Annotated in this window: 23 protein-coding genes and 1 pseudogene; 16 read left to right on the forward strand and 8 right to left on the reverse strand. The window is 63.9% G+C overall.

What is annotated here, in order from left to right; genetic code table 11:
- Window positions 1-66: 66 nt before the first annotated feature.
- Both greA and ACT3S2_RS09280 read right to left on the reverse strand, forming a co-directional pair.
- The gene (gene greA / locus ACT3S2_RS09275; RefSeq protein ID WP_087000423.1) at window positions 67-558 is read right to left on the reverse strand and encodes a transcription elongation factor GreA; all 492 of its coding nucleotides are present in this window, start codon (window positions 556-558) and stop codon (window positions 67-69) included.
- A 215-nt stretch (window positions 559-773) separates the two neighbouring features.
- Window positions 774-1,217, reverse strand: coding sequence for a DUF4307 domain-containing protein (locus ACT3S2_RS09280; protein WP_087000426.1), 444 nt, complete (start codon window positions 1,215-1,217; stop codon window positions 774-776).
- A 70-nt stretch (window positions 1,218-1,287) separates the two neighbouring features.
- Between ACT3S2_RS09280 and mca the strand changes: the two genes are divergently transcribed.
- The 3 genes from mca to ACT3S2_RS09295 all read left to right on the forward strand — a co-directional run bounded on the left by mca (window position 1,288) and on the right by ACT3S2_RS09295 (window position 4,081).
- Window positions 1,288-2,205 (forward strand): mycothiol conjugate amidase Mca, encoded by a 918-nt coding sequence (gene mca, locus ACT3S2_RS09285; RefSeq protein ID WP_096223405.1) that lies wholly within the window; start codon window positions 1,288-1,290, stop codon window positions 2,203-2,205.
- Window positions 2,206-2,278: 73 nt separating this feature from the next.
- Window positions 2,279-2,620, forward strand: coding sequence for a hypothetical protein (locus ACT3S2_RS09290; protein WP_096223342.1), 342 nt, complete (start codon window positions 2,279-2,281; stop codon window positions 2,618-2,620).
- Window positions 2,621-2,800: 180 nt separating this feature from the next.
- Window positions 2,801-4,081 carry a dicarboxylate/amino acid:cation symporter gene (locus tag ACT3S2_RS09295; protein WP_096223404.1) on the forward strand — a complete coding sequence of 427 codons (1,281 nt, stop codon included), beginning with the start codon at window positions 2,801-2,803 and terminating at the stop codon, window positions 4,079-4,081.
- 130 nt (window positions 4,082-4,211) lie between these two features.
- Here the strand turns inward: ACT3S2_RS09295 and ACT3S2_RS09300 are convergent, their stop codons facing one another.
- Window positions 4,212-4,862, reverse strand: a complete 651-nt coding sequence (locus ACT3S2_RS09300; RefSeq protein WP_444561572.1) for a DUF2249 domain-containing protein — start codon at window positions 4,860-4,862, stop codon at window positions 4,212-4,214.
- Window positions 4,863-5,013: 151 nt separating this feature from the next.
- Between ACT3S2_RS09300 and ACT3S2_RS09305 the strand changes: the two genes are divergently transcribed.
- The 3 genes from ACT3S2_RS09305 to ACT3S2_RS09315 are packed head-to-tail and all read left to right on the forward strand — an operon-like array spanning window position 5,014 to window position 9,619.
- Entirely contained in the window at window positions 5,014-5,739 is a 726-nt protein-coding gene (locus tag ACT3S2_RS09305) for a helix-turn-helix transcriptional regulator (protein ID WP_441379826.1), read from the forward strand.
- Window positions 5,736-6,899 carry a hypothetical protein gene (locus tag ACT3S2_RS09310; RefSeq protein ID WP_444561573.1) on the forward strand — a complete coding sequence of 388 codons (1,164 nt, stop codon included), beginning with the start codon at window positions 5,736-5,738 and terminating at the stop codon, window positions 6,897-6,899. Before ACT3S2_RS09305 ends, ACT3S2_RS09310 begins: the two co-directional genes overlap by 4 nt.
- Complete coding sequence (locus tag ACT3S2_RS09315; RefSeq protein WP_444561574.1) at window positions 6,896-9,619, forward strand: multicopper oxidase domain-containing protein; 2,724 nt, start codon at window positions 6,896-6,898, stop codon at window positions 9,617-9,619. Before ACT3S2_RS09310 ends, ACT3S2_RS09315 begins: the two co-directional genes overlap by 4 nt.
- A 35-nt stretch (window positions 9,620-9,654) precedes the next feature.
- On the opposite strand, the gene ACT3S2_RS09320 is transcribed toward ACT3S2_RS09315, so the two are convergent.
- Window positions 9,655-11,106, reverse strand: coding sequence for an MFS transporter (locus tag ACT3S2_RS09320; protein ID WP_444561575.1), 1,452 nt, complete (start codon window positions 11,104-11,106; stop codon window positions 9,655-9,657).
- Window positions 11,107-11,244: 138 nt separating this feature from the next.
- On the opposite strand from ACT3S2_RS09320, the gene ACT3S2_RS09325 reads away from it, so the two are divergent.
- On the forward strand, window positions 11,245-11,703 hold the full coding sequence (locus ACT3S2_RS09325) for a MarR family winged helix-turn-helix transcriptional regulator (RefSeq protein WP_096223338.1): 459 nt from the start codon (window positions 11,245-11,247) through the stop codon (window positions 11,701-11,703).
- Window positions 11,704-11,728: 25 nt separating this feature from the next.
- Here ACT3S2_RS09325 and trhA read toward each other — a convergent pair whose 3' ends face one another.
- Entirely contained in the window at window positions 11,729-12,376 is a 648-nt protein-coding gene (trhA, locus tag ACT3S2_RS09330; protein WP_087000441.1) for a PAQR family membrane homeostasis protein TrhA, read from the reverse strand.
- Window positions 12,377-12,552: 176 nt separating this feature from the next.
- Between trhA and ACT3S2_RS09335 the strand changes: the two genes are divergently transcribed.
- The 3 genes from ACT3S2_RS09335 (at window position 12,553) to ACT3S2_RS09345 (ending at window position 16,011) form a co-directional block, all read left to right on the forward strand.
- Window positions 12,553-13,314 carry an isoprenyl transferase gene (locus ACT3S2_RS09335; protein WP_087000645.1) on the forward strand — a complete coding sequence of 254 codons (762 nt, stop codon included), beginning with the start codon at window positions 12,553-12,555 and terminating at the stop codon, window positions 13,312-13,314.
- 342 nt (window positions 13,315-13,656) lie between these two features.
- Window positions 13,657-14,970, forward strand: a complete 1,314-nt coding sequence (locus ACT3S2_RS09340) for a PhoH family protein (protein ID WP_444561609.1) — start codon at window positions 13,657-13,659, stop codon at window positions 14,968-14,970.
- A 354-nt stretch (window positions 14,971-15,324) separates the two neighbouring features.
- Entirely contained in the window at window positions 15,325-16,011 is a 687-nt protein-coding gene (locus tag ACT3S2_RS09345) for a lysostaphin resistance A-like protein (RefSeq protein ID WP_444561576.1), read from the forward strand.
- Here the strand turns inward: ACT3S2_RS09345 and ACT3S2_RS09350 are convergent.
- A complete protein-coding gene (locus ACT3S2_RS09350) occupies window positions 15,934-16,719 on the reverse strand; it encodes a hypothetical protein (RefSeq protein ID WP_444561577.1) in 786 nt (261 codons plus the stop codon). The two genes, ACT3S2_RS09345 and ACT3S2_RS09350, sit on opposite strands and share 78 nt — an antisense overlap.
- A 182-nt stretch (window positions 16,720-16,901) precedes the next feature.
- Here ACT3S2_RS09350 and ACT3S2_RS09355 point away from each other — a divergent pair, with 182 nt between their 5' ends.
- Window positions 16,902-17,408 carry a prepilin peptidase gene (locus tag ACT3S2_RS09355; RefSeq protein ID WP_444561578.1) on the forward strand — a complete coding sequence of 169 codons (507 nt, stop codon included), beginning with the start codon at window positions 16,902-16,904 and terminating at the stop codon, window positions 17,406-17,408.
- Window positions 17,409-17,412: 4 nt separating this feature from the next.
- A complete protein-coding gene (locus ACT3S2_RS09360) occupies window positions 17,413-17,883 on the forward strand; it encodes an NUDIX hydrolase (protein WP_096223334.1) in 471 nt (156 codons plus the stop codon).
- A gap of 36 nt (window positions 17,884-17,919) precedes the next feature.
- Here the strand turns inward: ACT3S2_RS09360 and ACT3S2_RS09365 are convergent, their stop codons facing one another.
- Window positions 17,920-18,807, reverse strand: a complete 888-nt coding sequence (locus ACT3S2_RS09365) for an SDR family NAD(P)-dependent oxidoreductase (RefSeq protein ID WP_444561579.1) — start codon at window positions 18,805-18,807, stop codon at window positions 17,920-17,922.
- Window positions 18,804-20,210 (reverse strand): flavin-containing monooxygenase, encoded by a 1,407-nt coding sequence (locus tag ACT3S2_RS09370; RefSeq protein WP_444561580.1) that lies wholly within the window; start codon window positions 20,208-20,210, stop codon window positions 18,804-18,806. The genes ACT3S2_RS09365 and ACT3S2_RS09370 overlap by 4 nt, the downstream gene beginning before the upstream one ends.
- An 83-nt stretch (window positions 20,211-20,293) precedes the next feature.
- Here ACT3S2_RS09370 and ACT3S2_RS09375 point away from each other — a divergent pair, with 83 nt between their 5' ends.
- The 4 genes and pseudogenes from ACT3S2_RS09375 to ACT3S2_RS09390 all read left to right on the forward strand — a co-directional run bounded on the left by ACT3S2_RS09375 (window position 20,294) and on the right by ACT3S2_RS09390 (window position 23,513).
- On the forward strand, window positions 20,294-20,995 hold the full coding sequence (locus ACT3S2_RS09375) for a TetR/AcrR family transcriptional regulator (protein ID WP_444561581.1): 702 nt from the start codon (window positions 20,294-20,296) through the stop codon (window positions 20,993-20,995).
- 51 nt (window positions 20,996-21,046) lie between these two features.
- Entirely contained in the window at window positions 21,047-21,457 is a 411-nt protein-coding gene (locus ACT3S2_RS09380; protein ID WP_444561582.1) for a ferritin family protein, read from the forward strand.
- Entirely contained in the window at window positions 21,454-22,308 is an 855-nt protein-coding gene (locus tag ACT3S2_RS09385; protein WP_444561583.1) for a family 1 encapsulin nanocompartment shell protein, read from the forward strand. The genes ACT3S2_RS09380 and ACT3S2_RS09385 overlap by 4 nt, the downstream gene beginning before the upstream one ends.
- Window positions 22,309-22,368: 60 nt before the next feature.
- A pseudogene (locus tag ACT3S2_RS09390) lies at window positions 22,369-23,513 on the forward strand (IS3 family transposase).
- Window positions 23,514-23,541 lie beyond the last annotated feature (28 nt).

The following is a 23,541-nucleotide window of genomic DNA, read 5'->3' on the forward strand; positions in this document are numbered from 1 at the left end:
TTTTCTGGTTAAAAACCTGCGGCCTGCATCTCCCCGGGGGGAGATGCAGGCCGCAGCGGCAGGTACTTAGCCGACGTAAGGCGTCGCGGAAATGATCTCCACGTCGATCGACTTACCGTTCGGCGCGGTGTAGCTGAGCTTATCGCCGACCTTCTTGCCATGGACGGCAGCGCCGATGGGTGACTTTTCGCTGTAGACCTCGAGACCCGAGTCGCCGGCGACTTCGCGGCTGCCGAAGAGGAAGGTGGTTTTGTCGCCGGCGATATTCGCCTCGACGAGCATGCCGGGCTCCACCACGCCATCATCGGCCGGGGCGTCGCCGACTTCGGCTTTCTGCAGGAAGTCCGAGAGGTACTGGATCCGGGCTTCGGCTTTGCCCTGTTCCTCCTTGGCGGCATGGTAGCCACCATTTTCTTTCAGGTCGCCCTCGGAACGGGCCTGCTCGATCTTGTCGACGATCTCAGCGCGGCCGGGACCCTGCAGGTGCTCAAGTTCAGCGGACAAGCGGTCGTATGCCTCCTGGGTGAGCCAGAGAGCCGGTTCATGGTTGGTGGTCAACGTACTTCTCCTTGTAGTAAATGGGCCGGTCGGATGACCGGCCACTGAACTGCAGTGTTTGCCCCGCCCGAGGCGATGCAAGCAAAGACCCCGCCATACGTGGTGAAGAACCGCGGTCCGTCACCAGTTCAAGGCGGGGTGGATCGTATGTGAACGATTTTAGCCATTATCCGGCGAAACCCCAAGTGGCCTACCCCACGGTGGTCATACTTGGCCTAGCCGGCGACCCAACAGGTGGTCACTCCACCGGTGACTCCGAGCGATTCGGTGCGCAGGTCAAAGTCCTTGATGATCGTTTCGCGTCCGGTGCCTTCGGTGGCCCCGAACGTGACGGTCTTCCAACCGACGACGGCGTAGGACTCATTCATCACCCGCACATTGCATGAAACGGTGTCCCGGGGCTTCTTTTCCAGCTGGATGGTGACGTTGGCGCTCGTGTTTGAGGTGATGTCGAACGCAACATCTTTGCTCGAATAGGGCTTGACGTTCCACCAGGCGACCACGCCTGCGGCGATGATCGCCAGGACGAGGGCCACGGAGATCATGACGATTTTGCGCCGCCGGGTCAGGCCGCGCTTGGGTGCGCCATAACGATTGGCTACGCTGGACGGTGGCGCGTCGTCCGTTGAAGGAGGGGGCGCCGGCTGCTGGGTGTTCATCCCCACCAGTCTAGGTCTTTTCGCAGGACGGCAAACCGGCCGTCCTGATGGCATTGAGGAGCAGCTCATCGTGGAAGAATCCCGGGTCGTTCCCGTCCCGCCGTCAGAGGGTTTCCGACTTCTGGCTGTCCATGCCCACCCGGATGACGAGTCCAGTAAGGGTGCGGCCATGATGGCCGCCTACGCCCAGGCCGGGGCGCGTGTCATGGTGGCCTCCTGCACCGGTGGGGAACGCGGAGACATTCTCAACGCGTCCGCAGGCGAACTGGCCCACGCCCACCGGGATCTGGCGGGCCTGCGTCGCAAGGAAATGGCCGAAGCCGCCGCCGCGTTGGGCATCGAGCACCGGTGGATCGGTTTCGTGGACTCGGGCCTTCCGCAGGGGGACCCGCTGCCACCGCTGCCTTTCGGGTCCTTCGCCACCCAGAGCCTCGAGCGGGCTGCCGCCCCGTTGGTGAAATTGATTCGTGAGTTCCGTCCCCAGGTGATGACCACCTACGACGAAAATGGGGGATACCCGCATCCGGACCACATCATGACCCACCGGGTATCCGTCGAGGCTTTCGAAGCAGCTGCCGATCCCGCCCGCTACCCCGAACTGGGTGAGCCGTGGGAGGTCTCCAAGCTCTACTACGACCGCGCCTTCAGCCCGGACCGTATTCGCACCTTGCACTACGCCATGGTGGAGAACGGCATTGATTCCCCCTACGAAGAGCGGGTCAAGGCCTTTGAAGCGCACCCCGACGAAGAGATGTTCCGCTGGGTCAGCCCGCACGAGACCACGACGCAGATCGCCTGCTCCGACTTCTTTGAAGCCCGTGACCGCGCCTTGGTGGCACACCGGACGCAGATCGACCCGGCGGGCTTCTTCTTTGCCGTTCCCACGTGGGTCTACGAAAAGTATTGGCCCTGGGAGGACTACACGTTGGTCACCTCCCGTGTCGAAGCCCCGACACCCGAAACAGATCTTTTCGCGGGTCTACGCTAAGTCTGCCGTTGTCCGCCTCACGGGTAGACTAGGCGGGCCGGCCAGGGCCGGTACCCACCAAGAAAGAGCAAAAGTGAACCTGTTGTCTTCAGTGCTGGTCGCCGCCAGCTCCGCTCCGGCTGTCCCCACCGGAGATGCCGCCCGTGAGATCGGCCCGGGCTTCGCGGGTTTCGTTGCCACCGCGGCGATGGTGATCGTGGTGATCTTCCTGATCAGGGACATGACACGGCGCATCCGGCGGGTCCGTTATGCCGGAACCGCTGAGGAACGCCAAAACGAATTGGTGGAACGCGGGCGCGAACGCCAGGCGGCCAGCGACGAGTTCCCGCCACGCAGCAACCCGGGCCCCGATGGCAGTATTCATTTCGGCGACGGGACCGAGAACGACGACGACGGCCAGGGCCCGGCCCGCTGATCCGTGGGATCTGGCGTTCCCTCGCAGTTCCGGCCCGGGGGGAACCAGCCGCCGCCAGCAGGGCCCTGTGCTGGATTGTGTGTTTTGCCACGCTCCGTCTAATATTGCCGAGGCGTGGTCTGCGCCACAATCGCGTCGTGCATTCCGGCGCGCTGTAATTCAGTTGACCGGAGGACCGTCATCAAGTTGCTCAAATCATTCCCGCTGCTCGGTTGGGTCATCATCGCCATCGTCTTGGGAGTCCTGACCGGCCCCGTGATGCCTGCCTGGCTCGGCGGGGTTTTCATGACCTACAACTCGATCTTCTCTGGCTTCCTGGGCTTCATCGTGCCGCTGATTATCCTCGGGCTCGTCATGCCCGCGATCGCCGAACTCGGTAAGGGCGCCGGCAAATGGCTGGGGGTGACGGCGTTGATCGCGTATGGCTCCACGGTGTTGGCTGGACTGCTGGCCTACTTCGTGAGTCGTTGGCTGTTCACCTCGTCGCTGGCGGGCGGGGGCCTGGATACCATCGGCGAAGATTCCGGATCCGGTTTCAGCCCCTACCTCACGGTGGTGGCCAGCGCAGGAGATTCTGCCACGGAAATCGTTCTAGAACCGGTCATCGGTGTCATGAGCGCGCTGGTCCTGGCTTTTATCATCGGCATCGGCCTGACGGCATTCCGCAGCAAGGTGCTGTTCCGGGGAGCCGTCGAGTTCCGCACCATCATCGAGATCGTGATTCGGCGCATCATTGTGCCGGCCCTGCCCCTGTTCATCTTCGGGATCTTCATGGATCTTTCCGCCAGCGGCTCCGCGGTCACGGTCCTCACGAAGTTCCTGCTCGTGGCAGTGGTCTCCTTTGCCTTGACCTTCGTCGTGCTGCTGGCGCAGTACTCGGTGGCCGGCGGAATGGCCGGGGTGAACCCGTTGAAGGCCCTATGGAATATGCGTGACGCGTACTTCACCGCGCTGGGTACCTCCTCGTCGGCGGCGACGATTCCGGTGACCCTGGCCTCGACGAAAAAGAATAACGTCTCCGACTCCATTGCGGGCTTCGTGGTTCCGCTGTGTGCCACCATCCACCTCTCCGGGTCGATGGTGAAGATCACCTGCTTCTCGTTCGCCGTCCTGCTACTCACGGGCGGGGAAACCAGCTTCGGCTCCTACCTGCCGTTCATCCTGATGCTGGGTGTCATGATGATTGCCGCTCCGGGCGTGCCCGGCGGGGCGATCGCCGCGGCTGCCGGGCTGCTCACGCAGATGCTCGGGTTCGGCGAGGCAGAGGTGGGGCTCATGTTCGCCGCCTATATTGCTCTGGACAGCTTCGGCACGGCCACGAATGTGACCGGCGATGGCGCCATCGCGATGATCATGAATAAGCTCACCAGCGGCAACCTTGGCGCGCAGGCACAAGATCCGGCCGACGAGGACGTCGCAGCGGGAGAAGCCCCGGGGGCGACGGCCCACACCCTGGGGTAGCAACCCCTTCCTGCGGTCGGGAAGCGGCATCCGGAAGGCTGCTAAAACCATTCCGGGCACTACTGATCAAGATCAGTAGTGCCCGGAATTCTTTGGTTGCTGGCGTTCCCGCGGGAGCGACGGTGGGGGGCTAGCGGCGGATCATCGACAACCGGTAGGTCTCCGGCCCCTCCTCGACATACTCCACGGCAAACTGACCGGCGGCACGCTGCTCCAGTTGGGCCAAGAGCGGCAACGGGTTGTGGTTGGCGATCAGCAAGATGCCCCGGCCCGGGGCCAAGCCCTCCAACGCACCAAAGATCGTCGCATGGCGGATGGCATGCGGGATGACCCGGGTGTCCAGCTCCGCCAGACCTTCCTCGTCGTGTCCACCGCAGGCACAACCCCCGCCGGCGGGCGCCGAAACAGCTGCGACACCGCCGTCGGACTCCTCCTGGGTTGCGGAGTCCTTTGAGGGGGCGGAAAGATCGGCCAGTACGCGGTTGAGGTCTACCTCCGGGGAGGCGGCCAAGACCGGAAGATCCTCCGTGGAAGCCATCTCCAATGCCGTGACCGCAGCCTGCGCCGCAGCACCTGCCCGGCCTTCGGAGGGCTGTTCGGTGAGCCGGGTGGAAGCCGTTGCGGCCGCCGTGGTGGCGTGGTCCAGCAACCGGGCGACCAAGGCGGTATCGGTTTTGTTGCCTGCGGCGGCCAAGCTGCGGGTCAGGGCGCCCAGTCCGGGATCAATATCGGAGGTGAGTGTCCGCTGCAAAGCGGCGGGATCCCCTGACTGGGAGGCCACCTTTGAAGACCACTCGGCCAGTAGTTGACGGATCGATTCGAGCGCGTGGCCGAGGTCTGCGATGAGGCCAAAGTGAGGTTCTCCACGGTGTTCTCCTGGGTTGACGGGAGGCGAATGGTGCCCTGAGACGAACTTTACTACAATATATTCCGTGGTAAATAATAATCCGAATAACCTCGTCGCCCGGTCAGGGATGGGCCCCCGCCCGGCTGCCGTGGAGGAACCACAAGCCATGTCTCGGGCCCGGCGAGACCTGCTCACCCGGTTGGGTGAATACGGCGGGGCGTGCCCCGTTGATCAGCTCGCACGTTCCTGCGGACAACATCCCAACACCGTTCGCGAGCATCTGGAAGCACTCGTCGAATCCGGTCACGTACAGCGCGCCCCGGCGCCGCAACCGGCTGGTCGAGGTCGCCCGGCTCGGCTCTACCAGGTCGCTGAGCAGGCCACGGCACCGGCGGCCGCCGCCACCCTGGCCTCGGTGCTCGCCGCACAACTGGCGGCACGCCCCGATGCCCCAGCGGAAGGCATCGCGGCAGGCCGTGCCTGGGCCGCAACACTGCGCACCGGGCCACCGGAAGCGATCCCGAATCACCGCCCGAGCGTCCAGGAGGTCAGCGAAAACATCGCCGGCGCACTGACCGAAACCGGGTTCGCCGCCGAACAGTCCGCCGAGGACGCCACGGTGCTGCGCTTGACCCGCTGCCCGTTGCTGGATGCGGCGCGGGAACACCCCGACGTCGTCTGCTCCGTCCACCTCGGATTGGTGCAGGGGCTCCTGGATGACGCAGGTGCCTCCGGAATACGGGCACAACTGCTACCTTTCGCCGCCAGCGACGCGTGCCTGCTGCGGCTGGACCCCCCGAGTGCCTCATGAGCCGTACCACCGCCGTCCCGGTGCGGGGCCGACTGTTCCGCAGTCCAGGCGTCCGGCTGCTGTTCCTCGCACCCGGCGGGGCGGCAATGCTGCTGGGGCTGAACGCCGCGCTGTTCCTGCTGGGACTGCCACATCTGCCGTTCGGCCAGCACCTGGCTGCCAGCCACGGCATGCTCCTGGTCTTCGGATTCATCGGTACCGTCATCGCCCTGGAACGAGCCGTCGCGTGGGGAAGGGCCCCGGGATACCTGGCACCGACGCTGCTAGGGCTCGGAGGCCTGGCCCTGGTGTCGCCCCTGCCACTGGAGGTCGGCAAGACGCTGCTGTTGTTGGGAAGCCTTGGACTCTTGTGGGTCTACATCCCGCTCTGGCGGCGACAACGTGAAGCAGCGGTGCTCATCCAGATTCTCGGGGCGGCTTCCGCCATCGCGGCCACGGCCCTGTGGCTGCGTATTGCCGATACGGCACCGCTACTCCCACTGCTCGTCGTCTTTGTGGTCCTGACCATTGGTGGGGAACGGCTTGAACTAGCACGCATCCACATTGGATCCTCTGCAGCGGAACCCCTTCTGGTCGGGCTGTCGACCCTGCTGTTGGCAGCCGGTATGGGCGCCGTCCTGTGGCCCCGAGCCGGAACGGTGCTGTTCGGTCTCGCCTTGGGGGCTCTGGTGGTGTGGCTGACGGTTTATGACGTCGCCCGACAGACGATCCGCGCCATCGGCCTGCCACGCTACATCGCCTGGTGCCTGCTGGTTGGCTATGGCTGGTTGGCGGTGGCCGCCGCCATCTTCTTGGTGGCCGGACTTCGCGGGGGACCCCCGGGCGGGGCCGGCTATGACGCGGCGACCCATGCGGTGTTCCTGGGCTTCACCTTGTCCATGATCATGGCCCACGCCCCCGTGATCTTGCCCGCCGTGCTGCGCCGGCCCCTGCCCTACCGCCCGGTCCTGATCCTGCCGGCGGTCCTGCTGCATGTCTCTCTCGCGCTGCGGGTCTTCGTCGCCGACGTCCTGGATGACGGGGCGACGCGACAATTCGCCGGCGTGCTGAACATCATCGCCGTCATGCTCTTCGCCGGCCTGGCGGCGGGCCTGGTGATCTCCGGCAGCCGGAGCGCATCACGGACACCAGCTCGACGAAAGGGTTCCGGCACCGCATGAAGATCCCCACAGTCCCCGGGGCATCCTCCCCTGGATCCCGGCCGACCCCCGGGCCGGATCCGGCGCGGTTCTCCCGTGCGCAGTGGCATCTGCGGGCCAATGCCCCGATGCTGTTCTGGCTGATCGCCCTAGCGGTCGTCGTCGCGGCCCACCGGTTCCTTCCGGTGGCGACCTGGTTGATGGTGCACCTGCTCCTGCTGGGCGCGATCGGCAACGCCATCATGGTCTGGAGTTCGCATTTTGCCCAGGCACTGCTCCGGGGCCCGGATCATGGTCGCGTCCATCTGGCCTGGAGGCTGGTCGGGCTGAATGCTGGGGTGATCGCCACCGTCGTCGGCATGGTCGCCAACCTCTGGGTGCTGGTACTGAGCGGGAGCATCCTGGTCGGCGCCGCCTTCGCCCTGCACGGGATCTCCTTCGCCGTGCGGGCCAGCAAGGCCTTGCCCTCGCGTTTCGGCGCCACGGTGAATTACTACATCGCCGCCAGCTGGTTATTGCCCGTTGGTGCGGCGCTCGGTGCCCTGCTGGCCGCCGGGTACGGCGGCGAGATCCGTCAGCGGCTCCTGGTCGCCCATGCGGTGATCAACGTCCTGGGGTTCGTGGGGCTAACCGTTTTGGGCACCTTGGCGACCCTGTTACCGACCATGCTGCGGACCCGGGTGGCCGAGGGGGCGGAATCGGCGGTGCGCCACGGTTGGCTCCCGCTGCTGGGCGGCGTCGCCGTGGCAGGGGCAGGGTCGGGCCTGGGGTGGATGTGGTTGGTTGCCGCCGGCTTGGTGATCTACATCGGGGGGATCATCCATTCGGCGCTTCCGGTGATCCGGGCGATCCTGGGCAAACCACCGACGGACTTTGCTCCACTCTCCGCGGGCGCCTCCCTGCTGTGGCTGACCGGTTCGGTGGCGGTCCTGGCCGTGATGGCCGGGAGGGGGCCCTCGTGGGAGACGCTGTACGAGCAGGTCCAGTCGGTGGTCCCGGCGCTCGCTGCAGGTTTTGCGTCTCAGGTACTCCTCGGGGCGCTGAGCTATTTGCTGCCGGTGGTCCTCGGTGGGGGACCCGCGGTGTTCAAGGTCCGCGCAGCTGTGTTCAACTCAGCAGCCGGGGCCCGACTGGTCTTGTTGAATCTCGGTCTGGGAGTGGCGCTGCTGCCCGTGCCGAGCTGGGTCAAGGTCACCACAGCCACCCTGGTGCTCGTGGCCCTGGTGTGGTTCTTGATCCTGGTGCTCAAGGGCCTCCGCGCAGGAAAGGCCTCCACGGTCGCCCCGCAAGAAGTAGCTGGCAGTGAGCAGCCCGGGAAACGGTTGATGATGAGCGCGGTGGCCGGGCTGACCGGCGTCGTCCTGGCTGTTGCCCTCGGGATCGTCGCCGACCCGGCAGCTGCAGGAGTAGGGGCCAGTGCCACCACCGAGGGGGAGTCAGGTGCCGGGTCGGCCCAGCAGGGGCCTGCGGCCACGGGGGACACCACCCACGTGCAGATGTCGATGAAGGATATGCGCTTCACCCCCGACACTGTTCATGTTCCCGTAGGGGACCGGCTGGTCATTGACGTGGTGAATCAGGACGATAGGGTCCACGACCTGCTGACGGCCAACGGTGCCGCCTCGGGCAGGGTGGCTCCCGGAGCCCATCGAAAGGTCGACGCCGGGGTGATCACCGCCGATACCGAAGGCTGGTGTTCGCTGGCCGGACATCGGCAGATGGGCATGGTGTTCACCATCATTGCCGATGGTGCGCAGGACTCTGCCGCGGCGGACTCGGAGCCCCTGAAGGGGATGGACTCGAAGGACCATGGCGGCCACGGAGGCTCAGCTGAGGACGCATCGGGCACCGCCGGGAACCCGGCAGCAGGGTTCGACCCGATGCGCGCCCCCGGCCAGGTGTTCGTCGCCCGCGATGCCCGGTTGCCGGCAGCCTCGCAGGCCCCCACGCATCACTACACCCTGACCGCCCAGGACACCGAACGTGATGTCGGCGCCGACTATGCGCAAACGCTCTGGACCTATAACGGCACGGCCCCGGGGCCGACGCTCCGGGGCACAGTGGGGGACAAATTCCGCATCACGTTGCGCAACGAGGGGACCACCGGGCACTCCATCGACTTTCACGCCGGAGCACTGGCACCGGACCGGCCCATGCGGACCATCGAGCCGGGAGAGGAGCTGACCTACACGTTCACCGCCACCCGTGCTGGCGCCTGGCTCTACCACTGCTCCACGATGCCCATGTCCGTGCACATCGCCAACGGCATGTTCGGTGCGGTGATCATCGACCCGCGCGATCTGGCCCCCGTGGACCATGAATTCATCATGGTCCAGAACGAGTTGTACCTCGGGAAACCGGGCGGGACGGCTGACCAGACAAAAATCGATGCCGAAACCCCCGACGCGGTGGTCTTCAACGGGTACGCGTCCCAGTACGCCTTTGATCCCCTCCACGTGAAAGTGGGCGAGCGGGCGCGATTCTGGGTTGTGGCGGCCGGACCGAACCGGGGCTCGGCATTCCATGTGATCGGCGGCCAATTCGACACCACCTATCGGGAGGGGCGTTACCTCCTGGATGGTTCGGACCCCCATGCCGGATCCCAGACCCTGGACATCGGGGTGGCGCAGGGCGGCTTCGCGGAACTCGAATTCACCGAGGCGGGGAACTATCCGTTTGTTTCCCACTCCATGGTCGACGCCGAACGCGGCGCCCGGGGCATCATCAAGGTGACCCGCTAGCCGGTGCTCTGCTGGTAGAACTCGCAGATCCGCGGTTAGGCCTTGATGCTTTCGCGTTCCGCGCCCACAGCTGCAGGGGTCTCGCGCGTCTTTCGCGGGATGAGTGCGGCAAAGAGTGCAGCCAATAAGGCAGCACCGATTGAGAAGGCGAAGGTGACGCGGAAGCCTTCCAGCGTGGGGACCTGTGCCGCACCCAGTGACATGGTCATACTGGCCAGAACCACGCCCATGACCGCTGCCGCTGCCGAGGAACCCACAGAACGCATCAGGGCGTTCAAGCCATTGGCTGCCCCGGTATCGGTCAGCGGGACGGCGCCCATGATCAGGGCAGGCATGGCAGCGTAGGCCAGTCCGATGCCGCCGCCGACGATGATGGAGGCCACGAGGATCTGCCAGGTTTCGGAGATCAGGAAGAACGCCATCACATACCCCAAAGCGATGACCAACGACCCGAGGATCAGCGTGGCCTTGGGCCCGTAGCGTGCCGAAAGGCGGGCCGAGACCGGGGAGAGGAGCATCATGACGAACCCACCGGGCGTTAGCACCAGCCCCGCCATGACCATGGAGTGACCCAAACCATAACCGGTCCCTGCCGGAGCCATCAGCAACTGCGTGAAGGTCAGGCTCATGGCGTACATGGCAAACCCGACGGTCATCGAGGCGAGGTTCGTGAACAGGACCTGTGGACGGGCCGAGACGCGAAGATCGACCAACGGTGCCTTGACCCGAAGCTGGTAGACGCCCCAGAGGACCAGGATGATCGCCGCAGCAGCAAAGAACCCCAGCGTCAGTGGGCTGGTCCAGCCCCAGTCGCTGCCCTTGGTGATGGGCAACAGCAGCGCGACCAGGCCGGCGGCCAATCCAGCGGCTCCTACGGCATCAAAGCGGGCGGGGGTCCGTACCGCGGATTCGGGCAGGAGCGTGGCTACCAGGGTCAAGCACAGGGCACCGAGGCCGGCAGCGGTCCAGAATAAGACGTGCCAATCGGCGACCTGGGCAATGAAGGCCGAGAAGGGCAGGCCGATGGCGCCGCCGACGCCCATCGTGGCGCTCATCGTAGCAATGGCTGCCCCGATCCTCGCCGGAGGCAATTCATCGCGCAGGATGCTGATACCCAAGGGGATGGCCCCCATGGCCAGCCCCTGCAGAACCCGACCCGCGAGCATCACTTCCAGCGTGCTGGTCAAGGCGCAGAGCACCGAGCCGGCAACCATGAGGGCCAGCGAAATGATGAGCATGCGGCGTTTGCCGAACATATCGCCCAACCGTCCGGCGATGGGAGTGACTACGGCGCCGGCGAGCAGGGTGGCGGTGATGATCCAGGCCGCGTCGGAGGCCGAGGTGTCCAACATTGTGGGCAATTGTGGAATCAGCGGGACCACGAGGGTCTGCATTAAGGAGACCACGATGCCCACGAAGGCCAGGATGGTGACCGCGACCCGCGGGGAGGGTGGCCGGTGCGTGGATAGAGCGGGAGTGGAAGTCATGGGGCTCGCTAACTGGATGGGGTGATACGCCGAACTATGCTTGTGCACCATACATGAGAAGTGTAGAGCACACATCTTTTGCATAATGCATATCGTTGTATAGTGGATTCCTGCGGAAAGACAATCAGAGGGAGAAGAATGACGGAAGACACTGATGCTCTGCAGGAGATGCAGTACGAACTCATGCTGTTTTTCCGGTATCAGTTGCGTCCGCACCATAAGAGCAGTCCGACCCTTGAGCGTTCCGCTTATGTGTTGCTCAACCGGCTTGAGCGCTCCGAGCCGATGACGCTTAAGGAGCTCTCCCAGGCCCTGCGGCTTGATGCCTCGACGATCCACCGCCAGGTCGGTGCACTGATACGTCACGAGCATGTGGCCTACGTGCCCGGTGTCGCGGGTGAGGTGGCCCGCCGTATCGCCCCGACCGAGGCGGGGATCGAGGCGCTACTGGAAACGCGCCGGTCGTACGAGCAGGGATTGCGTGATGTCGTGGCCGACTGGCCGCAGGAGAAGCAGCGCGCTTTTTCGGGTTTGCTGCGCGACTTCAACGAAAACGTCGAGCGCATCGAAGAGGCCCCTTGGCCGCGGGGGCGATGAGGGGCCGGGGCGCCGGCCGCCTCGGCTAGCGGACCGCCAACATGGCCATCATGATGGCGATGTAGTGACAAGCGAATCCGCCGACCGTGAAGGCGTGGAAGAGCTCGTGGAAGCCGAACCATTCGAGGTGGATGTTCGGACGCTTGAGGGCGTAGAACACGGCGCCTGCGATATAGAGTGCGCCACCGGCGCAGAGCAGGACTGCTGCCGGGATGCTGGCGGCAAAGAAGTCGCCGATGTAGATCAGGCAGGCCAGTCCCAAGGCGATGTAGACCGGGGTGTATAACCAGCGGGGTGCGTCGGTCCAGAATAAGCGGAAGGCGACACCGAGGATCGCTCCGATCCAGACCAGCCACAGCAAGAAGGTGGCTTTCGCCTCCGGAAGCAGCGCCCAGGCCAGGGGCGTATAAGAGCCGGCAATGACCAGCATGATGTTGGTGTGGTCCAGCCGCTTGAGAACCCGTTTGACCTTCGGGGACCAATTTCCGCGATGGTACACGGCAGAAATGGTGAACAGAAGCAGTCCCGTTGCGGCATATACCGCCGCAGAAACTTTACCCCCGGTCCCGGGGGCCAATACCACGAGGACGATGCCTGCTGCCAGTGCCAAGGGAGCGGTGCCCGCGTGGATCCAGCCGCGTAAATGCGGTTTGATCTCATCCAACGGGGCCATGCTGGGGGATGACTGCGACATGGTCCGATACTACCGGAGAGTAATAAAGTGCGTGGCGGGGAAGCCGGCTTCTTCAGGCGTGCCGCTCAACACCGTGGCGGCCCAACCGGTAGCCTAGAGTCGCGGCAACCAAGCAGCGTTGATCCGTGCTGGCCCAGCGACTGGAAGGGGACGACGTGCGGTTGCCCGAAGTCCTTTACCGTCTTTACGGCAAAGTGCTCAAGAAGGATATCCCTACAGAGAAGCTACCCGGGCATATCGGGATGGTCGTGGATGGGAACCGGCGGTGGGCCAAGCTCGCCGGAGCACCGACAGTGCACGGTCACCAGGCAGGTGCCGATAACATCGTTGAGTTCCTGGGGTGGTGCCGTGAACTGAAGATCCCCACCGTCACTCTCTACATGCTCTCCACCGACAACATGAGCCGGTCAAACGATGAGCTGGACGACCTGATGGGCATCATCGCCAATATGCTGGACCGGCTCGCCGAGCAACACGACCTGTGTGTTCAGCCCATGGGTGCCTATGACGAACTACCCGACTATCTCTCGAATAAACTCCACGCCCTCGCCGAATCCTCGCAAAACGCTTCGGGACTGCATGTGAACATCGCCATCGGCTACGGAGGTCGTGCCGAAATCGTGGACGCCGTCAAGGAGCTGTTATCCGATGCCGATGCTGCAGGAACCTCCCTGGCCGAGGTGGCCCGCGGGCTGGAAGTCGAAGACATCTCCCGCTACCTCTACACCCGTGGCCAGCCCGACCCCGATCTGGTGATCCGCACCTCGGGAGAACAACGACTCTCGGGTTTCCTGACGTGGCAGAGCGCCTATAGCGAGTTCTATTTCTGCGAAGCCCTGTGGCCCGATTTCCGGAAAGTCGACTTCCTGCGCGCCCTCCGTGATTTCACGGACCGCCAACGCCGCTTCGGGAGCTGAGGCGTTCACCTCCGGGCCATCGGGTATTCGCTCACCGGGCGGCGTGTCTTGGGCCACAAGACATGTCTGCGGGCTAGCTTGAAGACATCGGCAGGCACTACCGCCGGCCGAGACGGAAAGGCCACCGAGCGTTGAGACACACGGTCAACGACGGGAGGCCGGATTCGGCCTCAAGGCTGGACCGGACCACCCGCAGAACGGTTACCTAGGGGCGCAACGCCCCTGTTGGGAGTCATCGTGGCAGTCGAAATCCAGTCCAGCAACGTCGTGGCGGACGAGATCGGCAGGACGGGCCCGACTCCCGCCGCCGGCTTGGCCCACGCCACCCCCGCAGCGACCCCGGTGACGAGTGCCCGGCAAAGTGTCGGAGAGAAATCCTACGTTCTGGACACCTCGGTCCTGATCGCCGACCCACGGGCCGTCCTGCGATTCGCCGAACATGAGGTCATCGTTCCCATCGTGGTGATCAGCGAATTGGAAAAGAAACGCCATGATCCCGACGTCGGCTTCTTCGCCCGCAAAGCCTTGCGTCTCCTCGATGAGCTCCGCGTCGAACGTGGAGGCCTGAACCGCCCGCTGCCGATCGGGAATGACGGGGGCTCCTTGCGGATTGAGCTGAACCACGTGTCCACCGAGGTGCTTCCGGTGGGGTTCCGGGCCGGTGACAACGACTCACGCATTCTGGCGGTGGCCAAGAACTTCTTCGATGAGGGCCGCGATGTCACGGTGGTGTCGAAGGACCTTCCCATGCGGGTGAAAGCCTCGGCAATGGGCCTGCAGGCCGATGAGTACCGGAACGGGTTGGTGCTTGATTCGGGGTGGACCGGAACCGCCGAACTAGATGTGGCCGATACCGATGTGGAGGAGTTGTATAACCACGAGCCGGTCTTGGTCGCCGAAGCGGCCGAGATGCCGGTCAACACCGGCTTGATCCTGCTCTCCAACCGCGGCTCGGCCCTTGGCCGGGTCGGAGAGGACGGGCTGGTCCGCCTGGTGAAGGGCGATCGCGACGTCTTTGGCCTGCATGGCCGGTCAGCTGAGCAACGGCTGGCGATCGACCTGCTGATGGATCGGGAGGTCGGGATCGTCTCCCTGGGCGGCCGGGCCGGAACCGGGAAATCAGCCCTCGCCCTCTGCGCGGGACTCGAAGCCGTGATGGAACGAGGCGAGCATAAGAAAGTGGTGGTCTTCCGGCCCCTGTATGCCGTCGGCGGCCAGGAGCTCGGCTACCTGCCCGGCTCCGAAGACGACAAGATGAACCCGTGGGGACAGGCGGTCTTCGACACCCTGGGCGCGCTCGTCTCCAAGAATGTCATGGACGAGATCGTCGACCGCGGACTACTCGAGGTCCTGCCGCTGACCCATATCCGCGGCAGGTCCCTGCACGATTCGTTCGTCATCGTCGATGAGGCGCAGTCCTTGGAGAAGAACGTGCTGCTGACCGTGATGAGTCGGATCGGACAAAACTCCAAGATCGTACTGACCCACGATGTGGCTCAACGCGACAACCTGAGGGTGGGCCGGCACGACGGCGTTGCTGCCGTGGTCGAAACGCTCAAGGGGCATCCCTTATTCGGGCATATCACCCTGACCCGGTCCGAACGTTCAGCCATCGCGGCGCTGGTCACCGACATGCTCGAGGAATCGGGGGCATAGCTCTTCGCCTCTGATAGAGATCAAGGATGACACCACCCACGATCCTGGGCCCCGATGGGCCGGGTCCCGACGCACCGCGAAAGGATGTCGTGCCGGTCGGCCCCGGTTCCCGGATCCGTCTGAATGCCGCCGTGCGGTTCGTTGCCTTTTTGGGGGCAGCACTCATCTTCCTGGTCCTGTTCACCCTGTTGGCGGTCCTCCTTGGCGGCGTCGACTCATTCAGCAGACCCGACGGCGTGGGCCCTTCCATCGTCATGATGATGGCGGTGACCTGCGCCCATGGGGTGGTCGTTCTCGGGTGGAACGGCGCTTCGTGCCTGATGAAATCGCCCCCGGCGTTGGCCCGGACTGGCTGTGGGGGCCCTCTGGGGGGCTGCCGGGCTGCTGGCCGCCTACGGTCTCATCATGGTCCTGGGCAGTTATCGGCTCCTGACCCCTGCCGGGGTGGATGTCCCGGGGATCTTGGAACTCATGCTGGTCGCCGGGCTGGGAGCTGCGGTGACCGAGGAGCTGGCGTTCCGGGAGATGGGCCTTCGCCTGCTGGAAGAATTCGCCGGCACGTGGACGGCGGTCGTGGTGTCCGGGCGGGTGTTCGGAATGTTCCACCTAACGAACCCCGATGCGACGCTCTGGGCGGGAATCGCTACAGCCATCGAGGCGGGCCTGCTTGAGGGGGTGTCATACGCCTTGACGCGTTCCCTGTGGGTGGTGATCGGCTACCACATGCTGTGGAACATCGTGCAGGGCCCCGTATTGGGTGTTCCGATCTCGGGCACCGGAAAGGCGTCCTCGAAATGGCATACGGGCCTCACGGGCCCCGAGTGGTTGACCGGAGGTTCCTTCGGGCTCGAGGCCAGTGTCGTGACGGTTATCCTGCTGCTGGCAGCGACCGTCGTCCTCGCCCTCATGCTCCGACGCCGCGGGGGAGTGGCGGCCCCCCGGGCTGGAGGCGTGGCCGGTGAGCTACTCGCCGCCTCGGCTGGCCTGCGGTCCACGGATGATCCAGGGGATATGGTCCCGGACATCGGTCAGGTTCATTGAATGCTCCACGAACAGGTCATCGAGCATGTACTCGTTGACGGCGTGGATGTGGATGTCGTGTCCGTTGCCCTGAACCGGTCCGTCCAAGGCCTCCGTATACACACAAACCGCCGTTTGGAGGTCGATACGCAGCCGGGTCCTTCCGGCCTCCAACAGCGGGAACCCGTCCGTTTCCGGGGTGTAGGTGACATTGGGTGAGACCACGGCTTCCAGCGCTGCTCGCCCCGCATGGCGGGTTTCGTTCAATTCATGGATTTCCACGACGTTGGACAACGGGAACTCCAGTGGAACCGGGGCACTGCCGGCCAATTCCACGGGATCGAGCATGGCGGACCAGCGGGCATCCCCGAAGACCGGGTCACCATAATCTGCTTCCGGGCGGCGGGCAATCAGCCCGTCGTCGTCGTAGACAGGTGTCACCAGTCGTGGTGGCAGCAGCCAGGAGCTGCGGTTGCCCGTGATGTAGAAGGCATCGCGGGACGCGTGGATCGATGTGGTGCTGAACAGCAGTTCGGAGGACTCATCTTCGACCCGTAGGGCGTCCGGACGGCGCAACCAGGCGCGGATTCGCGGGATGGCTTCGGGGATGACCTCCTCTTCACGCTCAATATCGGCCGGCGCGGAAAGGGCGTCCAGGGGAGTGTGGTCCTCCTGCAATTTCACCGGTGCGGTCGGGCCCGCCGTGGGGCTGGCGGTGAACCATTCCACGTCGAATCGCAGGGTCCTCCACCGCCAGGGCGAAGACCTACAGAGTCGGCGGAAAGCTGCGGCATCCTCTCGGGAGACCGCCGAGGGGCCAGATGGCGGCGGGGTGGTCGGAGGAATAGTCATACTCCACAGTCTAAACAGCCGTGGCCTCACCCCGTCGTGGGCTGCGCTAGCGTTGAGCCATGATCGCTGCGATTCAGGAACTGCGTGAGAACGCGCCGGTGGCCTTCGTCCCGCTGGTCCTGGCGTTGCTGCTGTTCGTGATCAACGGGGCACGGTTGACGTGGATCGACGCCCGAACGCATCTGTTGCCCAACCGGATCATTCTGCCGTGGTACGTGTTCGCTCTCGTCCTGCTCGGGGCGGCGCTGCTGCTGGCCGGGGATGGGGCGGGGCTGTTGCGGACCCTTCTGGGCGGCGCCATCCTCTTCAGCTTCTATCTCCTCCTGCACATGGTCCAGCCGCGAGGCATGGGACTAGGAGACGTGAAACTTGCCGGCATCATGGGACTGTATTTGGGGTATTTGAGCTGGTCCCATTTGCTGTGGGGCACCGTGGCGACTTTCCTGCTCGGCGGATTGGCCTCCTTGGTGTTCATTATTTTGCGCCGTGCGGGTCTGAAAACATCGCTGGCTTTCGGCCCCTACCTGGTCATCGGTACGTTGGCGGCCCTCTTCGTGGCAGGCTAGGGACATGCCAACCCCGGAATTCATTCTGTCCCTGCGCGAGAAAATTGGTCATGATGCCCTCTGGCTATCGGGGGTCAAAGCCGTGGTGCATCGCCAAGATGGTGCCCTCCTGTTGGTCAAGCGTGCCGATAACGGCAGGTGGACCCTTCCCGCAGGAATCATGGAGCCCGGTGAGGAACCAGCGGCCACTGCCGTCAGGGAGGTCCTGGAAGAAACAGGCGTCGTGGTCGCCGTCGAACGGCTGGCCGGAATCGGGACCACCGACCCGGTGACCTACCCCAACGGCGACCGCGCACAGTACCTCGACGTCGTGTTCTCCTGTCGTTATCTCTCAGGAGAAGCCCGAGTAAACGACGATGAGAACACCGAGGTCGCCTGGTTTTCCGACGCAGAGCGTCCACCTTTGCCGCCCAAACACCAGCGGGCCGTGGACTGGGCGCGGGACCCGGACCCGTCCGCACGCTTCCTCAGCTGAACCCCGGAGTTACCTGGCCGGAACGGGCCGGGCCGCTCAGGACCGCAGCTTCCGGGCGAACGCCGCCTGCCGCTTGCGGCCGTAGGCGACCATCAGCGGTGCCAGTCCCACGGCGAACCGGGGGAACGTATCAAAGAGCCTCACCTGGCCTCCGCGCCAGCGTGGCCACGCGGTAACGGGCCGCGGTTTATCCACGACGCGTAGGACCACATCCGCGACCTCGCCCGGTTGGAGGAGCTTGCCGGTAAAGGAAAGGGCTGCACCGGGATCATCGAGTTTGTCATGGAGCATCGGAGTCCACATCCCATCGGGACAGACGCAACTAATATCGACGCCCTTGACCCCCGCAGCCCGCAAATCGGCCAGCGCCGAAACGCTGAAGCCCAGGACCGCGTGCTTCGAAGCCGCGTAGATCCCTTCCCCGGGGACCCCGACCAGGCCGGCCAAGGATGCGACGTTGACGATCAGGCCGGCATTGGCCGCACGCATCAACTCCAGTGCTGCCAGGGTGCCGTTGATGGTCCCGGCGGCGTTGACTTCCAAAACCAGACGCCGCTGCCGTTCGTCCTGGTCCCAGACGGGACCGGTAAAGAGGGCCCCGGCATTATTGACCCAGAGAGATAAGGAACCTGCTCGAGACCGGGCGGCCTCGGCGGCCGCTGAGCAAGCGGCAGCGTCACGGACATCCAGGGCGGAGGCTAAGGCCTGCCGTTCGGCGGGCAACGCTAATTCCGCATTGATATTCGCCGCCACGGCTTCGGCCTGCTGGAGATCGACGTCGGTGACCTGGAGGGTGAATCCTGCCCGGGCCAACCGCAACGCGAGCTGCCGTCCCAGGCCCCCACCGGCACCGGTAATGACCGCTCCACCGCGGTCGGTTGGACTGTTGCCTGAAGGCCGCCGGTGTGCTTTCTGAGGTGTCATGCGGTCACCGCCTGATGAATGCGCGATCGTGCTGCGGATTGACTGGCACGGGCCGAGCCACGACGTCGTTCTCGTTCGAGGTCCCAGAGGTAGCTGTCGAAATCGACTTCCATCGTGTGCCGGGCCGAGGCGTAGAAACGACGGGCATTGCGCTGCTGATCGCGTTCCATCTGTGTACGGATAGTGGCCTCGGGCGGTGCCAGGTAGCTTCCGGTCAGCATTTCCGTCACCCAGAGCGACTGCGCCTCGGCCAAGGGCATCACTGCGCCGATGGGCTGGAGTAGGCCGATGAAGAACAGCCCTGGATGATCAGGGTGCACGGTGCGCTTCCACAACGGCAACTCGTTGCCCGCCGGGTTGACCAGGTCCTCCGATAAGAAGGGGAACCGGACCCGGTAGCCGGTCGCCCAGATGATCAGATCCGCAGCTGTCGCGGACCCGTCGGTGAACACCACCTGGTCGCCGTGGAGTCGTTCAATGCCTGGCTTCGGTGTCACGGCCCCCACCTTCAGCATCCGACGAATTTGTTCCGATTGGACGGGATGTGATTGGCCCGGAGCATGTGTGGGGTGGGGCAATCCGAGTCGCGTGGTGCTGCCGGAGAGAATCGATGCCAGTCGCAGCCTGGCCCGGGTGGCCCACCAGGGCAGCCATTTAGGCAAAACCAATTGGTCCGAAGCCCGGCCGAGGAAGTACTTGCGCAGCACCCACTGGCCGCGGCGTTGGGACAGGACGGCGCTGTGGGCGACCCTGCCGGCCTCGGAAGCGATATCCAAGGCCGAGTTCCCAGCGCCAACGACCACGACATTCCTCTCCTTGAGCTGTTCTGCCGAGCGGTAGTCGTGGGCGTGTAATTGTTCGCCGGCAAAATTCCCGGGATAGGCGGGCTCGGGCCAGCGGGCGTCCCAGTGGTGCCCGTTGGCGACGAGGACAGCATCATAGTGGTGTTCCTCCGTCCCGTCGGGGCCGGTGATGGCGACCTTCCAGCCGCCATTTTCAGGGATGACCTCGTCCACGCGGGTGTTGAAGCGGATCCTTTCACGAAAACCGAAGTGGTCCACGTAGGCCTCGAAATAGTCGGCCACCTGGTCGTGCCGGGCATAAGCGGGGTAGTCGGATGGCATCGGGAAATCAGAAAAGGCCATGCGCGGGCACGATGTGTTGATTTCCAGTGTTTCGTAGCAGGCGGACTGGCCGTTGGGGTTCGCGAAGACCCAATTTCCGCCGACGATACTGCCCTGTTCGAAGCAATCGACGGGCACAGCGGCCTGGTGCAGCGCCTTCACGGCAGCCAAGCCCGAAGCCCCGGCCCCAATAACGCAGGTGCGCGGCAGGGAGACGTCCGTGGGAATCGGCGTGGTGACGGCGGGGGCTCGATCGCGTTCCTTGACGAAATAAGACATGTGACGATCCTTACATTGGAAAGAAAGATTTTCAATAAATTGGAACCGAAGTGAAGCTCAATGCCTGTGGCAGAGTGGATTCCGTGAAGACTGGAGAATCTGCGGTGGAGCAAAACGCTGTGCCCGTGAGCGAGCGGAGGTGGCGAGGGGTATCCCGCCCACAGCGGGACGCCGTACGCCGACAGAAGCTTCTGGAAGCCGGCGTGCAGCTCTTCGGAACCCAGGGGTACGCCGCGACCACGGTCCAGGGCTTATGTCGCGAAGCGGGGGTCTCGTCCCGTTCGTTCTATGAATACTTTTCAGGGCGCGAGGAAGTCCTCGAAACTATTTATCGTGAAGCGACCCAGGCGATCGAACAACGAGTGATGACCCTGCAGATCGAAGCAAATGACACGGCGTATGGAATGATCCGCCGCGGAGTCCAAGCTGGGGTTGGTCCCATGCTCGATGACGAACGCCTTGGTCTGGTGCTCGAGATCGAAGCCGTGGGTGTTTCGCCGGAATTGGAGTCTTGGCGGCGGCAGATGATTGCCGGGATTGCCCGGGCCATGGATGCCATGATGCTTGAATTGATTCGCCGCGGGCTGATCCCCGAGTCCCCGACGGGGCTGATTGGATTGATGGCTGTCGGCGGCATGACCGAGGCTCTCGTGGCTCATTTGAACACCCCGGCCGCCCAGCGCCTGTCGACGTCTGCGTTCGTGGACGAGCTGGCGCGCGTGATCACCCGGATGGCCGGTGGATGGCCCGCCCATGGTGTTGCCTCTGCTCCGCCACTAGGCTGACGTTAGGGAAGCCGCCATCGAGGTCGGTGGCCCGGAGCGAAGGGGATACGCATGGGAACCGAGCAATACCACGAACCGCCAGCCGAGTTATCGGCCGAAACGCGGACCTTTGCCCGAATGTGCACGAACCTCACCGAGGAAGCCGAAGCCATCGGGTGGTACGAGCAGCGGATATCCCTCGAACCTGATCCGGCAGCCAGGGCCATCATGGAGAACTCCCTAGGCGAGGAGTTCAAGCACTTCTGCATGGAGCTGGAATACCTCTTCAGGGCAACTCCGAAATGGGGGCAGATCGCCCGGGGAATCCTCTTCCAGGACGGGGACATCGTCGACAACGGGGAAGCGGCCGAGGAAGCCGCCGACTCAGATCCCACTGGAACCGCCGAATCTGGGCAGACAACACCTCTGGGGTCATCCGATGGTTCCCTGGGGATCGGCTCGTTGAAAGGAACCGCATCATGACCACCAATCACTTGCTCCGCGAGCTGGCACCCATCACCGCCACCGGCTGGAAACTCCTCGACGAGGAAGCACGGGATCGTCTGACCACGACACTGGGCGCCCGCAAACTCATCGACTTCTCGGGCCCCTTCGGTTGGGATTATTCTGCAACGAACTTGGGGCGCACCGAACGCCTGGCCGGTTCCGATGACGATCCGATTATTTCGAGGCGCCGCCGGGTCTTGCCGTTGGCCGAGATGCAAGTACCCTTTTCGGTTTCCCGCGACGAACTATTGGATGGAGAGCGCGGGGCAGCCGACGTGGACCTGTCCAACCTCGACATGGCTGCGCTGCAGATGGCCAGTGCCGAAAACCAGGCGGTATTCCATGGGTGGCGGCAGGCACAGATCACCGGGATCACCCAGGCCACATCGCTGCCGACCGTCCCGCGGGTGGAGCACTTCTCTGACTACCCCAAGCGGGTGGCTCAGGCGGTTGACCAATTATTGGAAGAGGGCATCTCGGGACCCTTCGGGCTCGCCTTGGGCCCCGGGCACTATACGGCGGTCGTGCAGTCCACCGAACGGGGTGGTTACCTGCTCTCCGAACATCTGCGAAAGATCCTCGATGGACCGATCGTCTGGGCCCCGGGCGTCAAGGGCGCCGTGGTCATGAGCCTGCGCGGTGGAGATTTCCTCTTCGAATCCGGGCAGGATCTATCCATCGGCTACAGCCACCACGATGCCCATGACGTCCATCTCTATCTCGAGCAGAGCTTTAGTTTCCGGGTGGCGACCCCGGAAGCGGCAGTGCACCTGACGTCCAGTAGCGAGCCCTCCCAGCGCAGTCGCTATGGTTGGGTCCCTTGGTAGAAGCCCGGTGACTATGTGAGTTTCGCATCCGATAATGGATGCAGGAGGAAATTCATAGATATGGCACGTAGACATACCCCTGATCAGGTCATCGCGAAAGTACGGCAGGGCCAGAAGCTACTCAACGACGGACGGCCGATGATCGAGGTCATCAAGGAACTACAGATCACTGAAGCGACGTGGTACCGGTGGCTTCAGCAGTACGGATCCGAGAAGAACGCCGGCCAGACCAAGGCTGTGAAAAACCTCGAAAAGGAGAACGCCAGGCTCAAGAAACTCCTAGCCGATCAGGTCCTGGCCAATGACATTCTGAGCGAGGTGGCGCGGGGAAAATTCTAAGCCCCGAACCACGTCGCCGTGCCGTGCGCATGGCGCAGGAGAAGTTCGGGGCACTGAAAGATTTGCCTGCAAGGTGCTCAGCCAGAATCGCTCAGCGCTGCGCAAAGGCCGCCCAGCGGTCGGCTTCGAAGAGGCCCAGCTGCGCGCTGATCTACGAGCGGTCGCGGTGAAGTATCCGGCGTGGGGCTGGCGTAAAGCACGCTGGCATCTACTCGAGCAACCGCAGTGGGACGGGATAGCGCTGAATGAGAAGCGTATACGCCGGCTCTGGCGCCTGGAGGAACTCATCTGCAAGCCCAAGGTACGCAAGAAACGTCGTAGCGTGCCCGGTGCCGGGGAGCAGAAGAGGCTCAGGGCCGAGTATCCGATGCATGTGGTCAGCTTCGACTTCCAATCCGATACGACCTCCTGCGGGCGGCATATTAGGTTCTTCAACGTTATCGATGAGTACAGCCGCACGGCCCTGGCGATCATTCCGCGTCGGTCGTTTACCGCCACGGATGTGGTCGCCGCTCTGGAGGACATCATCGCTGAAACCGGCATCACTCCGGCTTACGTCCGGTCCGATAACGGGCCGGAGTTCACAGCTGCTGCTCTGATCAACTGGTGCGCCACGGCCGGAGTCAATACGGCTTATCGATCCAGGCTCGCCGTGGCAGAACGGCTTCGCTGAATCTTTCAATGCACAATTCAGAAGGGAACAACTGACCGGAGAAATCATGGACACGATGGCCGAGGCAAAGTACTTGGCCGAGGAATGGAAAGACATCTACAATCATGAACGTCCCCATGGGTCCCTCGGCGGAATGACGCCGTTCAGACACTGGGATCGCTGGATTGCAGAGAACCAATTAGCTATCGCATAGCCGCTGGACTGCTAACGGGGACCCAACC

Source organism: Arthrobacter sp. AOP36-A1-22 (assembly GCF_052377615.1).
GTDB lineage: Bacteria > Actinomycetota > Actinomycetes > Actinomycetales > Micrococcaceae > Arthrobacter_H.

Excerpts from the sequence above, each read along its gene's own strand:
- ACT3S2_RS09370 (WP_444561580.1), bottom strand. The coding sequence starts at position 20,210 with ATGTCTTATTTCGTCAAGGAACGCGATCGAGCCCCCGCCGTCACCACG.
- ACT3S2_RS09325 (WP_096223338.1), top strand. The coding sequence starts at position 11,245 with ATGACGGAAGACACTGATGCTCTGCAGGAGATGCAGTACGAACTCATG.
- ACT3S2_RS09380 (WP_444561582.1), top strand. The coding sequence starts at position 21,047 with ATGGGAACCGAGCAATACCACGAACCGCCAGCCGAGTTATCGGCCGAA.
- ACT3S2_RS09355 (WP_444561578.1), top strand. The coding sequence starts at position 16,902 with ATGATCGCTGCGATTCAGGAACTGCGTGAGAACGCGCCGGTGGCCTTC.
- ACT3S2_RS09360 (WP_096223334.1), top strand. The coding sequence starts at position 17,413 with ATGCCAACCCCGGAATTCATTCTGTCCCTGCGCGAGAAAATTGGTCAT.
- ACT3S2_RS09280 (WP_087000426.1), bottom strand. The coding sequence starts at position 1,217 with ATGAACACCCAGCAGCCGGCGCCCCCTCCTTCAACGGACGACGCGCCA.
- ACT3S2_RS09365 (WP_444561579.1), bottom strand. The coding sequence starts at position 18,807 with ATGACACCTCAGAAAGCACACCGGCGGCCTTCAGGCAACAGTCCAACC.
- ACT3S2_RS09385 (WP_444561583.1), top strand. The coding sequence starts at position 21,454 with ATGACCACCAATCACTTGCTCCGCGAGCTGGCACCCATCACCGCCACC.
- ACT3S2_RS09315 (WP_444561574.1), top strand. The coding sequence starts at position 6,896 with ATGAAGATCCCCACAGTCCCCGGGGCATCCTCCCCTGGATCCCGGCCG.
- ACT3S2_RS09320 (WP_444561575.1), bottom strand. The coding sequence starts at position 11,106 with ATGACTTCCACTCCCGCTCTATCCACGCACCGGCCACCCTCCCCGCGG.
- ACT3S2_RS09310 (WP_444561573.1), top strand. The coding sequence starts at position 5,736 with ATGAGCCGTACCACCGCCGTCCCGGTGCGGGGCCGACTGTTCCGCAGT.
- trhA (WP_087000441.1), bottom strand. The coding sequence starts at position 12,376 with ATGGCCCCGTTGGATGAGATCAAACCGCATTTACGCGGCTGGATCCAC.